This is a genomic window from Pseudoalteromonas sp. Scap06, assembly GCF_013394165.1.
Classification (GTDB): Bacteria; Pseudomonadota; Gammaproteobacteria; order Enterobacterales; family Alteromonadaceae; genus Pseudoalteromonas.
The window spans coordinates 3281435-3295568 of sequence record NZ_CP041330.1 but is presented as its reverse complement, the minus strand read 5'-3'; the positions used below and the strand labels follow the sequence as shown (position 1 = coordinate 3295568).

At 41.6% G+C, this 14134-nt stretch carries 11 protein-coding genes; 3 read left to right on the top strand and 8 right to left on the bottom strand.

The genetic code is table 11. The features are described from left to right. Positions 1–72: 72 nt before the first annotated feature. A complete protein-coding gene (locus tag FLM47_RS15250) occupies positions 73–2472 on the bottom strand; it encodes a PKD domain-containing protein (protein ID WP_178956785.1) in 2400 nt (799 codons plus the stop codon). Positions 2473–2708: 236 nt separating this feature from the next. Here FLM47_RS15250 and FLM47_RS15245 point away from each other — a divergent pair, with 236 nt between their 5' ends. From FLM47_RS15245 to FLM47_RS15235, 3 genes are read left to right on the top strand one after another with little or no spacing between them, the layout of a single operon-like run. Beyond that, on the top strand, positions 2709–3365 hold the full coding sequence (locus FLM47_RS15245) for an ABC transporter ATP-binding protein (RefSeq protein WP_138608611.1): 657 nt from the start codon (positions 2709–2711) through the stop codon (positions 3363–3365). Continuing rightward, entirely contained in the window at positions 3358–5787 is a 2430-nt protein-coding gene (locus tag FLM47_RS15240) for an FtsX-like permease family protein (protein ID WP_178956784.1), read from the top strand. Before FLM47_RS15245 ends, FLM47_RS15240 begins: the two co-directional genes overlap by 8 nt. A 7-nt stretch (positions 5788–5794) precedes the next feature. Further along, complete coding sequence (locus FLM47_RS15235) at positions 5795–6895, top strand: lipocalin-like domain-containing protein (protein ID WP_178956783.1); 1101 nt, start codon at positions 5795–5797, stop codon at positions 6893–6895. A 74-nt stretch (positions 6896–6969) separates the two neighbouring features. On the opposite strand, the gene FLM47_RS15230 is transcribed toward FLM47_RS15235, so the two are convergent. The 7 genes from FLM47_RS15230 to FLM47_RS15200 all read right to left on the bottom strand — a co-directional run bounded on the left by FLM47_RS15230 (position 6970) and on the right by FLM47_RS15200 (position 14025). Next, positions 6970–7860 (bottom strand): hypothetical protein, encoded by an 891-nt coding sequence (locus tag FLM47_RS15230; protein ID WP_178956782.1) that lies wholly within the window; start codon positions 7858–7860, stop codon positions 6970–6972. Positions 7861–8065: 205 nt separating this feature from the next. Then, positions 8066–10597: a TonB-dependent siderophore receptor gene (locus FLM47_RS15225; protein ID WP_178956781.1), complete on the bottom strand. Its 2532-nt coding sequence runs from the start codon at positions 10595–10597 to the stop codon at positions 8066–8068. A 290-nt stretch (positions 10598–10887) separates the two neighbouring features. Further along, positions 10888–11733 (bottom strand): DUF4198 domain-containing protein, encoded by an 846-nt coding sequence (locus FLM47_RS15220; protein WP_178956780.1) that lies wholly within the window; start codon positions 11731–11733, stop codon positions 10888–10890. 34 nt (positions 11734–11767) lie between these two features. Continuing rightward, positions 11768–12274 carry a DUF2271 domain-containing protein gene (locus FLM47_RS15215; protein ID WP_138608633.1) on the bottom strand — a complete coding sequence of 169 codons (507 nt, stop codon included), beginning with the start codon at positions 12272–12274 and terminating at the stop codon, positions 11768–11770. After that, entirely contained in the window at positions 12274–12906 is a 633-nt protein-coding gene (locus FLM47_RS15210) for a PepSY-associated TM helix domain-containing protein (protein ID WP_178956876.1), read from the bottom strand. The genes FLM47_RS15215 and FLM47_RS15210 overlap by 1 nt, the downstream gene beginning before the upstream one ends. Before the next feature lie 102 nt (positions 12907–13008). Further along, a complete protein-coding gene (locus tag FLM47_RS15205) occupies positions 13009–13404 on the bottom strand; it encodes a YbaN family protein (protein ID WP_138608635.1) in 396 nt (131 codons plus the stop codon). 138 nt (positions 13405–13542) lie between these two features. Continuing rightward, entirely contained in the window at positions 13543–14025 is a 483-nt protein-coding gene (locus FLM47_RS15200) for a MarR family winged helix-turn-helix transcriptional regulator (protein WP_008112832.1), read from the bottom strand. Positions 14026–14134: the final 109 nt, after the last annotated feature.

Sequence of the window (14134 nt, the reverse complement as noted above, 5' to 3'; positions counted from 1 at the left end):
ATAAAATACAATGAGTTATGTGGATATATGCTGTTATTTGTTGTGTGCGTTTTAAAAACGCACACAACAAGGCTAAATATTACATATGTTTATAATAGCTGATCTTGGATCGTCAGACGCTGAATAAAAAATAGTAATAGGCCAATTATAAGTGTTCTCAACGTTGCTTTCGGTTACCGTCACCTCAAATTTAGCAGTTGCTGGTAGGTCTATAAGCAGTTCGCTATCTAGGTAGGTGCTTCCTGATTTTTGCAAAACGAGTGCCTGAGTTTGGTTAAATTGATATTCAAAACGTGCAGAGGCTAGCAGTGTTTCGGTCATGTTAAAGTTTACGTTAATGGTATCTGGCCCGGTAAACTCAGGACATACAAATACGGTAACCTCCACGCTTTGAAATACGGGTAAACTGTTTTGTTCTAAGTCTATCGTAAAGTTATTTTGGGTAATTGCGGGAGAGTTATAGATGGCATTAGCAAGGCGCGGATCGTTGCTGGTTATAGTAATGTTTTCACCTTCAGCTAAGTTAAGTGTTTCGTTAAACTGACCTGCGCTATTTGTGGTGTACGGCACATTGTTAATTGTGAGTTTGGCATTACTAATTGCGGTTCGTTGCACGTTGGTAATTTGCCCTTTTATGTTGCCCGTTATTTGCGATGAATTAGTAGCTGTAACCGAAAACTGAGTAATGGCTTGGTAGTTGTCAGCATCAGTTACCGTGAAAGTTAAGATATAGTTACCAGTTAGATCGGGTGTTAATTCGGTTATGTTTTGGTTGGTGCTACTTAAACTAGCAGATGAACCTGTTGGTGTAGAGAGCTCCCATTCGTAGCTAAGCGCGGTGCCCTCTGGATCATAGCTTTGGCTTGCATCAAAGTTAACGGTGCTACCAACGGTGCTGTAGCGAGCTTTATCACCGGTATGAATAATAACGGGCTTGGCGTTTTGTGTAACATTAATAGTGAGTGTTTGTGTGTCTGAAAACTGCTCACCATCATTGGTTTTAAGTGAAACAACAACTTGCCCTTCTGCTGGCGCGCTAAGCGTGGGGGCTGAGCTACTTGTACTGCTTAATACAGCTTGATTTGACGACGAAACTATTTCCCAATGGTAACTTAAAACTGCGCCTTCGGGGTCGTAACTGGCTGAGGCATCTAAAGTAACTTGCTCATTAACACTAATTGAAGACTTGTAACTTACTAGAGTAACTGGTTTTTTATTATCCTTTGTATGCAGCACCGAGGTTACTTGTGGTGAGCTGAGTTCACCGTCAGATACAACTAGGGTAACAACGTAATCGCCTTCAACATCAGCAGTAAGCGAAGGGGTAGCCGATGTGCTTTGCTGTAATTGCGCAGTGCTACTTTCAGGTTTTGCTTGCAGTTGCCAGTTGTAAATTAGAGGGTCGCTATCGGGGTCGCTACATTGTAGGCATTGTAGGGTAGTTAATGTATTTAAGGTTATATCAGTTTGCTCTGCAAGAACGGCAATAGGCGCTTTGTTTTCGGTGGTAACGCTTAAGGTTACTTGCGCGGTATCACTTAGATTACCTTCATCGGTTACGCTTAGGGAGATTGTGTACTCACCCAATTCATTCGATGCAAAGCCTGCATTTTTGGCAATTGCATTCGATAAGCTTGGGTCGCTGTTCTCAGGCTTAGAGGTTATTGCCCATTGATAACTTAGCGTGTCGTTTGCATCTGGATCGGTACTTTGTTCACCATTTAATGTTACGAGTTGGTTGGGTGAAAGTGTACTGTTTTGAACTGAAATAACAGCGTTTGGCGCAGAATTTACAGCAAGCTGCTCACTTTTTATAAGTACGTTACTATTAGCGGTATCACCAATTGAGTTAGTAATAGTTAATTTAACGCTGTATTCGCCTAGTTTATCAGCAACAAATTGGCTGTTAACGCGGGTGCTATTTTCAAGTTGTGCAGCGCTTGATGTAGGTGTTTTGATAAATTGCCATTGGTAGCTATTTATTACCGCATTAGTAGCGGTGCTTTGTGCTGCTGTTAATTTAACTACATCACCTTGTTTTACGGTTTGTGTGCTGCCTGCGTTTGCAATGAGCTGTGCGTTTGAGGTAACGGTAATTTGTTTGCTTACTACCGAGCTTGAAATTTTGCCGTCGTTCACAATCAGCTTTAAGGTGTAATTTTGCGCTTGTGCTACCGAAAACGTCACAGTGCGTTGGTTGTTAGTATTAAGCGGTATGTTTTGTTGCTCGTCTGCGCTAAGGAGTTGCCACTGGTATGTGAGTGTATCGCCGTCAGGATCGCTACTATTTGCAGCACTAAAAGTAATGGGTGTATTGGTTTTATATTCTGATTGTTCAGTGCCAATAACAGCCACTGGTTGTGCATTTGTGCTAACTGGGGGAGTGACTTGCTTAGTTTCAGAGCTGCCTGAACCACCACACCCGAGAAGTGTGAGTAAAGTGGGTAATATAATTAAAAGTATCCGTTTCATATTAATATCCTTATAAAATTAAACATTAATATGTACCTAAAAAAGAAATAAAGCAAAAAAAAACAAAGTTTTTTGTCGCTCTTTAGTGATTTGGTTTTTAGTTACTGGTTTAGTTAAGTAAACGCGCTTATTGCGTGTAAAAAATCAACCGAAAACCCACTTAAGTGAACGCATTACTGTTATGGTATCGTTTATATATCGAGCCATATTTTTATTACAGGAATAACCTTTTCTTTATGATTTCGCTAAATAATGTATTTTTTACTCGCCAAGATGGTGGCTTGAAACGACAAATAATTAATGATTTATCGTTAACTATTTTACCCGCTGCACACATTGCCTTACTAGGTGATAGTGGCTCGGGCAAAACAACATTATTAAATTTATTAGCCGGTTTACTGTCTCCAGATGCTGGAACTATTACGGTTAATGAGCAAAAAATTAGTGAATTGAGTGCTAATGAGCTTGCGCTTTATCGGCGTAAAATAGGTATTATTTTTCAGCATTACCAATTACTCAGCCCGTTAAATGTAAAAGACAACATATGCTTTCAAGCAAGGCTTAATGGGTTATCGCCTAGCGACGATGAAGTAAATACGATGGCTAAAAAACTGGGTTTAGAAGGCAAGCTTACAGCAATGCCTGAGCAACTCTCTGGTGGGGAGCAACAACGAGTGGGCATAGGCCGTGCGCTATTAAATAAGCCTAAGTTATTATTGGCTGATGAACCTACGGGTAACCTTGATGCCGCTCGTTCACTCGATATAGTTAGGCTATTAAAAAGCCTGTGCGAAGAGCAGCAAATAATACTTATTATGGTCACTCATAGTCAGCGATTGGCCGACCAGTTTACTACGCAATTGTTTTTAAAAGATGGCCAAATTAATGGCTGAGCTTAAACTTATATTAATAACGTATATGCAGTTTTATCGCCGCCATGTAGGGCTGTTATTACTGTTTTTTATTGGCTTTAGTTTGGGCGCGGCGCTACTTACTGCAATACAGGGCTTAAATTTAGAGGCCGGTAAGCGCTATCAACAAACCACAGCACTAATTGCAAACCCAGTGACGCATTTTGTACGTCCTGTGCTAGGTGAAAACAGGTTGCCCAACAGTATGTGGTCGCGTATTAGGGCGGCTGGCTTTACGCAGGTTCAACCGGTTTTAGAGGGCGTAATTGAAACCAATGAGCAGCAAAAGCTCGCGCTTAGGGGCGTCAATTTATTGCAGTGGCTTACAGAAAATACCGGCGGCTCAGCATCAACAACCAACAAGCGTTATTCTGGGTTTGAACAGTTACTAAATACTGTTTATATCGATCCTAAATTAATACAGCGGCTAAATTTAAAAAACAGCCGTATTAATATAAACATGGGTGATGTCACACGCACTTTAGCTGTAAGCGAATTACAAGGTTTAGGCATGACCATGCTGGTGGACATTAGCCTTGCTGATAAATTACTGCGCGCAAATGGGGTAATTAGTTACTTTGAAGTAAGTGGCTTAAATAATAAACAAGCAGCCCAGTTAAAGGTATTATTAGGCGAGCAAGCACGCCTTGAAGCTGCGCAAGAGCAGGCTTTTGATGCGCTCTCTGAGGCTTTTTTCTTTAATTTACAAGCGCTGGCTTTGTTAGGTTATGTGGTGGGTGCGTTTTTAAGTTTTAATGCAATTAAACTTGCGTACAATGCGCGCGCTCACTTACAGCAGCAAATGTGGGTGCTGGGTTGTCAACGGTCGGCGTTAATTAAAGCGCTGGTTATTGAATTAACGGTGCTTAGTTTTTTTGCTGCGTTATTAGGTGCGTTACTAGGCGCGGCACTGGCAAACACCTTAGTTATGGATGTATCGGCGACTCTGAGAGGGCTCTACCAGCTAGACAGAAGCTTTGTAGTAAGCCTTGATAGCAGCATGGTTGCTAGCGGCTTTTCACTTAATGTTGTTGTTTTGTTGGGGTTTTTGGCCAGCCAATCGGCTCGATTAAGTACTTTTTGTGCGCGTATTAAATGGCTAATGTTTGCGTTAGCTATTTTTGCAGCCAGCTACTTAGCGTTAACGGCAAATACCAAAATAAGTGCCTTATTGCTGTGTGTTTGTGTGCTACTCCTCTTTTTTGTAATTACACCACCGGTAGTTAAAGCCGTTTTTAAACTGCCATGGCCAACACAAAACCCCATTCTTCAGTGGTTAAAAGCCGACAGCCTAGTGCAGTTACCTGCATTACTAAGCTCGGTACTCGCTATTTTAATGGCGATGGGAGCCGCCGTAGGTATGCAAATTATGGTTGGCAGTTTTAGCGACACCTTAGATACACACCTTGAAAAACGCCTAAGCGCTGATTTATACGTAAGGCCCGATCAAAACATTCAAGCGTTAGGGGCTAAGTTGCGTGAACTCCCAGAGGTCGAAAAAGTAGGCGTATATTGGTCAGCTAAAAGTGAGCTTAAAGCACCTAAAAATACGATAGCTGTTGATGTTATGGCATTTGGTGCAACGGCCAGCTACAACCAACACCTTACTTTGTTAAACAATAAAGCACCTACATCTGCAGTATTTGAAAAGAACAAAAATGGGGTTGTGGGTTGCCTAGTGAACGAACCCGCCTTGCTGCAGTACTCGCTTAAAGTAGGTGATGTAATAACCCTAAAACAGCATATTAATACACTAACGTGCCAAGTACGCGCTGCCTATTTTGATTACGGCGAGCAAGGGTTAAATGTTGTTGTAACAACTAATGCATTATTGAATAGCAGCTTAAATTACACCGAGTATGGTTTATCGCTTTGGTTAAAGCCCCATAGTGACGTTGACGCCATAGCCGAATATATTCAAAAACAGCACCAATTAGATAGCCAACAAGTCATTGCTAATCAGCAGTTTAAACGCTTTGCAAAACAGCTATTTGGTAAAACTTTTTATGTTACTCAGGCGCTTAATATATTTATTATGCTGATTGCATTATTTGGCATGTGGGTAAGCTTTTTAACTTTAGGGCGCGGGCAATTACAGCCCATGGCGGTATTACAAACGCTGGGTGTCACCCAACAGCAATTATTGGGAGCAAAAGTACTGCAAGCTGCACTTATTATTTTAACCACCTTGTTATTAGCTATACCACTGGGGCTTAGCCTTGGATGGGTACTATTAACTTACGTCATGCCAATTGCCTTTGGTTGGACCATGGCCATGACCGTTAATTGGCTACAGTTAAGTGGCTTTACGGTGCTTATGTTTATGTTAGCTTTATTTGTGAGCGCGTTACCGCTGATAAAATTAACGCGAAGCGCCGTTGCCGATAATGTTGCCAAGCTATAGGACTTACATGAATAGACTAAAAGTAGCCGTTACCTTTATTTTTATTGGCGCATTAAGCGCGTGCCAGCCCGAAGCAGAGCAAGTAAATCAAAATAAACTAATGCATAGCGGGTTTGCACAACAATTTGGTGAACCTGTAAACAAAAACCAAGGGCTGAGCTTTCCACGTGATCATGGGGCGCATCACCAACAAGGAATTGAATGGTGGTATGTAACGGCTAATTTAAAAGCAGATAATGGCGATACCTTTGGTGTGCAATGGACTTTATTTAGGCTCTCGGTCGATGAGCAAGCCACGGCAACTGATGCGTCGCCATGGTGGAATGGACAGCTTTACTTTGCTCACTTTGCAATACAAACCGATTCACAGCATCAAGCGTTCGAAAAATATGGCAGATCGGGACAAGTAAATATAACAGCGCAGCCATTTGAAGCTCGCCTAGATGATTGGCAGTTAGCAAGTAAGGATGCAACATTTTTACCGCTCAGTTTAAAGGCGCAGCAGGAAAATTACAGTGCTAACCTGGTGCTGGCTAATAGCCCACTTGTAAAACATGGCGAGCAAGGTTATAGCCAAAAGACTCACCAGGGGCATGCCTCTTACTATTATAGCTATCCGTTTTTAGAAGCCCAAGGCGACATCACATTTGCGGGTAAAACTTTTAAAGTAACTGGAGATGCTTGGTTAGACAGAGAGTGGTCTTCGGCGCTAATCGATCCTACCCAAAATGGTTGGGACTGGTTTAGCATTCAGGCTGATGATAAAAAACAGGGGGGCTTAATGGCATTTTGTATTCGTAATGGTCAACAAAGTTATGACTACTGCTGTGCATCGCACATTACGCAAAGTGGAATTGTGCGCGCCATTGCAAATGACGACGTGACCTTACAGGTATTAAAAACATCTGAGCTTACAGCCCAAACAACGCCCAGTAGTAAAACCTACCCAGTTAAGTGGCACCTCAAGGTTAAAGGGTTTGAGCCAATTGTAATTGAAGCACGTAACCCCGATTCACGAAATCAATTGAGCATTCCCTACTGGGAGGGGCGAATTAAAACTCAAGGCGGTTTTAAAGGTAAAGGTTATGCAGAACTAGTTGGTTATTAGCGGGCTATAAAATGGCTTTCAAAAAAAATGCACTTAAGCCAAGGTTAAGTGCATTTTATTAAGGGCTCAGTATATTAGTCTAGCTTTACTGAACCAGAGATATTATCGATGCTAACATCGCCAGAGCCTGCTTCTGTAATTGTTAGCCCTTTAGCATGATTAACGCGAATATCGCCAGAGCCATCTTCAATGGTAACGCTTGCATCAACATGTTCAATGGTTAAGTCGCCCGAGTTATCTTCAACGTCGACAGCGCCATTAATATGTTGTATTGATATGCTTCCCGACCCGTCTTCAACAGTTAATGTACCACGTACATTGCTTACATTCATATCGCCTGAGCCATCATCAATATTTGCATTGCCATTAACGTTATTAATAGTAATGCTGCCCGAACCATCGTTAAGATCTAGATTGCCAGTAATGCTTTGAAGAGAAATATCGCCCGAGCCGTCGTCTATGTTTAGGTTTTTAGCGCCATTGATTGATAAGCTGCCAGAGCCATCTTTTACATCAATATTATTTTTCATGGCGTTAATAGTTATGTCGCCTGAGCCATCATCAATATCTAGCTCAAGATTGTTAGGGACGGTGACCACTAAATTAATGCTTGGCGATTGGCCGCTGTAAAAGCTAATACCATTATTACTTGTATTTTGGGCAACAAGCTTTGCTTTAGTGCCACTTTGATCGAGTGTGAGTTCGTATTCGTCGTCAATATCGGCTGTGTAAATAGTGGCGTCAACATTAATACTGGTTGCTGTTGATGAGCCCATTATTTTAAGTGAACCTGCGCCGCTTAGTACGTCTAGGTATTCAAGATTATTGCTAGGTAGTGTTAGTTGTTGTGTTTGTTTTACCGACGCAACGCTTGGTGAAATATGAAACACGCAGCCACTTAATAATAAAATACCGCTAATTAGTGAAAGTGGTTTAGCAATGGTAGATACAGTTGATGAGCTCATGGTTAGTCCTTTTAGTGTGATGTTATTATTTAATATAACAAGACTAGAGCAAAAATGGGGCCTAAATTTAAGTGTCTGTTTTATAATGAATTTAGTTTTTTGTTGAAAATTAAAAGACTAATTAGTGGTTAAAATTACTAATTATTAATAAAAAGGATGCATAAAGCATCCTTTTCGTTTTAACCGCCAGTTTTAATTATACAAATTAAAAGCTGTAGGTAATGTTACCGTATAAAAAGCGACCATCTAAACTGTATGGTGCATACGGTGTGTATGGAAATATTTGGCTAAAGGTAGAGTAACCAATATTATCGACCGTGGCTTGCGGGTATTGGTCAAATAAGTTGTTGGCACCGAGTGCAAATTTCCACTCATCGTTAGGGCGATACGCAACTTCTAAATCGGTTATCCATTTAGCGTCTAGGTATTCATCGCGATCGGCGGTAGTAGAAATATCGGCAACTTCACCATAACGTGTTGCACGTAACGTTGTTTGCCATTCGTTAAAGTTCCACACTGCCGACAGATTCAGTTTGTTGTCTGGTGTGCCTTCTTCAAAACGACCTACTTCACGGCGTGCAAATACAACGTAGTCGTCACCTAAAGAGTTTAGTTGTTCAGGATTATCGTCAACGTGTGTCACTTCGGTGTCGTTAAAGTTAGCTGCCGCGTTTAATCGCACGTCGCCAAAGTTATCTAACTGTAGTAGGTAAGTTGCAACAATGTCTACGCCTTGCGTGCGTGAGTCGATTGCGTTGGTAAAGTAGCGTACGCTTTCGGTATTTAACTCACCAGCATCCGTTAAAATTTGTTGTACTGCGGCACCGCTTAAGTTTTCAGAGAGCACAATACGGTCATCAATATCAATACGGTAGGCGTCAACCGTTAAGCTAAAGTTACCTTGGGTGTATACAAAGCCAGCTGTTAAATTAACTGAGTCTTCAGCGTCTAACTGTTTTGCGCCAAGGGCTTGTGCTGCTGGTGCATCTGTTGGGAATAGGCCTACTTCAAACGCTTGGTTGTTTTCAAGTACGGTGGAAATTTGGCGATACGAGCTTTGTGCAAGCGATGGGGCGCGGAAACCTGTGCTAATTGCCCCACGTAGCGATAGGTTTTCGTTTACGCTGTAACGTGTTGCAAGCTTTGAGGTAAAGGTGTTACCAAAGTCGCTGTAATCTTCGTAGCGGCTAGCTAAAACCATGTTCCAGTTGTCGGTTAGGTAGGTGTCAAACTCAACAAATAGTGCAACGTTATGGCGGCTTTCATCGGTTACGCTTTCTGGACCAAAACCCGAAAGTACTTGTGCGCCACCGGCAGCAATTGGATTGCCATTGCTATCAAGTGCAGTAATGTAAGAGGATTCTTCACCTTGTTCTATTTTATAACTTTCGTGGCGGTATTCAGCACCTAGAGTAAAAAATACGTCGTCAGGTAACCCTAAATCAAGGGTTGTGCTTGCATCACCATTGACTATAAATTGGTCATAAACTAGTGCGCCGTTATCAAATTCGGTGGGGCTGGTAGCACCTAAAGACGTATTTAAGCTATTCACAACACCAAATGCAAAGTCGTTGCGGCCATAGTTGGTACTTACATCCCATGTCCAGTCACCTGTTCCACCTTCTAGGCCTAGGGCAAATGAGTAGTCTTCAACATCGGTTTCAATTTGCGGTAAAAAACCATCTGGGTAGAGTGCTAATACGTTACGGCTGTCTTGTGCACGGCGGTAAAAACCACCTGAGTTACCTTCTCGTTTTGAGTAGCTACCAAATGAATACAGGTTTAGGCTGTTATCTAGCTCGTAACCCATATTGTAAAATAAAGCATAATCTTCAAGGTCTGCTTTACCAAAACGATGGTTGTAACGGTCAATAGTAAATTCGCGCGGGTCTAGGCTGCCATCGTCAAGGCGGCTGTATTGCTCACGCGGATCAAAACCAGAGCGTTGTGTTGGGCTGTTATCGCGGTATTCAATCGATACATTTACAAAGCCGCTGTCTGATAATGCAAATCCAGAGTTAGCGCTAATAGTGCGTGTTGCGCCATCGCTAATTTCGCGGTCATCACCTAGGTTAAATGCAAGATCGCCGTTTGCATCTGCGTAGGCGCTTTCTAAGTTAGGTGCGCCCGCCATTTGTGTGTCGTATTCACCATAGGTTACGCTTACACTGCCGCCTTCAGAGGCGTCTTTTAAAACAATATTAATCACCCCGGCAATGGCATCTGAGCCGTATTGCGCTGCGGCACCATCGCGTAGTACTTCTACGCGCTTAATGGCTGATGTAGGGATCATGTTTAAATCTACCGCGGTAGAGCCTCTGCCTACAACACCTGCTAAGTTTAAAAGCGCACCAGAGTGACGACGTTTACCATTTATAAGCACTAAAGTGTGATCGGGCGCTAAGCCGCGCAGTACAGCAGGTTTTGCGTGATCTGTTCCATCACCTAAAGTGGCGCTTGGAAAGTTAAAGCTGGGTACCTGGTTAGCAAGAACCTGGCTGATTTCAAGTTGACCTGTGCTTACCATGTCACTGCTAGTAATAATATCTACTGGCACTGAGCTTTGTGCAATACTTCGCAAACTACGGCGAGTCCCTGTTACTGAGATTACTTCGATGTTCTCTTGTGCTTGGGTATCTTGTTCTGCTGCATTAGCTGTAACGAAAGAGCTGCTAAGTGCAGAGGCTACGGCCAAGCTAAGTGCTAATTTATTAGCTGATAAACGCTTAAAAGTCATGAATGTTCCTTAAGAACGTCGTTGTTTTGGTGAGTTTGAAAAAGGAGCGAATCATATAGAAGCGCTCAACTACGTGCAAAGATAAAAACCATCTATGTTATTCACGTTTTTAATAAGTAAGGCCACTGTTTACGTACGTTATAGACGATTAGATCGTTACTGTTGTAATCTTGTAGCGAATGGTGACGAAATCAATAAAAGTAAAAGATAGATTGCAAAAAAGTGATAGGCAGAAAAAAGCCAAGTTAAAAACTTGGCTTAAAAATACGTTTAAATAAGTGCCTAAATAATTACTCAGGGGCTACTTCAAGCGTTGTAAATAAAGCATAACGACCCGAATCTACGCCTTTTTCCTTCACATCAACTTCGGTTGCGGTTTCTATTAAATAGATACCCGGTGCGTTCCATGTTGTTGTAAAAAAGCCGTTTTTATCGGTGGTTACTTTTACTTCGCCACGTTCGTTACGGTAGCGAGTATCGCCTCTTAAAATATTAACTTCAATGCCTTCGCCAGCTGGTTTTCCGTCTTGTAGTAATTGAAAACGTGCTTGCTCACCAACAAATAAGTCATTTGGGTGTGTAGGGCCACTTAGCTCTAAGCCTAAACCTAACAGGGCTGGCTTAGATGTACCGTTGCGGCTTACAAAGGTATCTACTGTTGAAATAACTTTAGTGGTGCGCACGCCTTGAGCGTTGCTAGGTAATTTAGCATCTGTTTTTTTACCAAATACACGTTTGCGTTTACCCTCTTCGTCCTTATAGAAGGTCATGTACATTGGCTTTTGCGTCATAGCAATGTGGTAAGTGCCTTCTTCTTTGAGGCTTACTGCTGCTGAGCTCTTGCGCTTTAAGTAATAAGCACGAATGGTTTCAGATACTTTCTCGCCGTTTGGTGCAAGTGCCATTAATAATGTGTCGTCGTACTCTGCGCCTTTTTCTTTTGGCTTAAAGGCTTTATCTGGTGCAAACATTTCGTTAGAAATACTCGCATCAATCATAACGTAATGCGCTTTATCGCCAGAAAGCGAAGTGTGCGAAGGTAGTAACCAACGGGCATGTGCGCTTGCCGCTGTTGAGACTAGCGCCGATAAACTCAGTGCGCCTATTAATGCAATTTTTGATAAATTAACGTTCATTATTTTTCCTTTAAATTTGAATGATAAGTAGGGGCTACCTAGCGCTTACAGTGATAAAGCTGGTTGTAAATTCGTTTTTACCTTCAATAGTTATTTTCTCTGATTGAGTTAAATCAAGCTCAATACGGCTGTAATCACGGCCACCTTCTTCGCGCACAACTTCAATATTAAGTAGGTATTTACCGGGCGTTACAGGGTTACCGTTTAGATCGTTGCCATCCCAACTAATTGTATATGTGCCGGCACGCTTGGTTGCGCCGCTGACACCATCAAACTGAGCATTACTTTTACCGGCTTTGCGCCACCATTGGCGTAGGTCTTTAAACCATTCCGCTTTTTGTACCCAAAGCGCTAATGTTGTGACGTGTTTACGCTCTGGCGTTTCCAGCCATACAGCAACATAAGGTCGGTGGTAAGGTTGCACGTTTAAATCGGCGAGGGTTAATTCAACTTCTAACCTTGACGATTGTGCATGAGCATTAATTTGAAATAGCGCGGCGACTAACAGCGTGATGCTTAGCCATGGTTTAACTTTAAACATTAAGACACTCCTTTTATTTGTGGCACCCAACACAGGTAAATAACGATAGGTGTTGCTACACCTAATGCGGTTATCCATATTCCTGCTAAGCGTTTTTTTCTATTTTGAAATAAAATAATCATGCCGGTGATGGCAAATAGGATCATCAGCACTGCTGATATATCAATAACCCAGCTCCATACTTCACCGCTGTAACGACCTTTATGTAGGTCGCCAATTACACTTAAAAACCCCCCAGTTTGATAATCGAGTAACAATTCGCCACTAATAAAATCAAACTCTGCGTAGGCGTAGCCTGCAGGTAATGGGTAGTCGAGCATGACCAGTGAATCTTGCTTTTCCCACTCAATGCTTTTTACTTTATTCAGCCCATACTGCTTGGCTAGGTAAGCTTCTATTTGGGGGTAAATAGCAGGTAGGGTGTTTAATTGTGTTTGTGCTTTTGTAAGTAGTTCAGCTGGAATTGCAGCGGTAATTTGGCCGTTGTTTTTATCGTTTTTTAACCAGTCAACGTGGTTTAGCACTATGCCGCTTACACAAAATAAAATAAGTAGAAAAAACAAAGCGGTAGAAATATAGATATGTAAAGCACGACTCGTACTATATAAAGCGCGTTTATTAACAAAGGGCATAAAAGGTGCAAATTTAATTAATTTGTACGGATGATAATGATTTGCATTAGCTGTTACAAATTTATTTACCAAACTTTACACTTTATTTTGCTTATACAGACCCTAGTTTTTAGGTGGAGTTGAGGGCTTAGAAATTAAGTAAGTTAAAACCAGCACTTCAACCACAGCAACTAGGGCAATAACCCAAGCTGGAGGGCTGCTGTATAATAAAAATATAAAGCCTATTAGCATACCTAGACCCGCAGCATATTTTGCCTTTACAGGAACTACTTGATGAGCGCGCCAATGTTGTAATGTTGTGCCAAAGCGAGGGTGGTTTAATAGCCAAGATTCAAGCGCGCTAGATGAGCGAGCAAAACAGGCTAAGGCTAAAATTAAAAACGGCGTGGTTGGCATAACGGGTAGGGCAACACCAATAATGCCGAGTAATACACACAGTAACCCCAGCAATTTAAAGCCGATATTTTTATAATAAATAAAAACGTTTTTTATGTTCACGCCAGCTCTATTTAATAAATTAAACGGTAAAAGGTAAGTTAATTACAGGATAAAATGAAGCTTAAATGGCTTAGTTACATGTTATCAGCTAAGTCATTTAAGGCGATAAAAGGGGTTTTATTATTTTTATACTGCGTTTTATTCTTTAGGAGTTTGAAACAGTGCGCCGACTTCTAAAAGTGGTGAAGCGTCTAGCTTATCAGCATCCATCATTGCGGCAATACGTTGCATTGATGAAAGGAGTAAACTCTGTTCCCATTCAGCAAGTGCTGAAAATTTTTCGATAAAATGCTCTTGTAATGGCTGAGGTGCTTTTTCGAGTAGTTCCTTACCTTGTTCGGTAAGGTATAAGCTGACTCGGCGCTTATCCATTTGACTGCGTACACGTGTTACTAAGTTTTTGCTCTCTATTCGGTCAAGAATATTAGTAACCGTTGCTGGGCTTAAGTTGACGTTTTGCGCAATACGGCTGGCGGTAATACCATCTGTTTGAGACACTTCCTGCATGATAAGCAGTTGTGGCCCTGTTAAACCCGCTGTTTTATTAAGTTGCTTTGAATGTAAGTCAATCGCACGGATCACCTTGCGTAAAGAAACTAGTAACTCGTCATATTTTTGCATTTGTTTGTCTCATGGAAGGCGAATGATTTGCCGTAATCATGAAATGTTACACATCAAATAAATTGAATTCAAATGATATATGTTATTTATGCCAGCTATTATTAGTTTT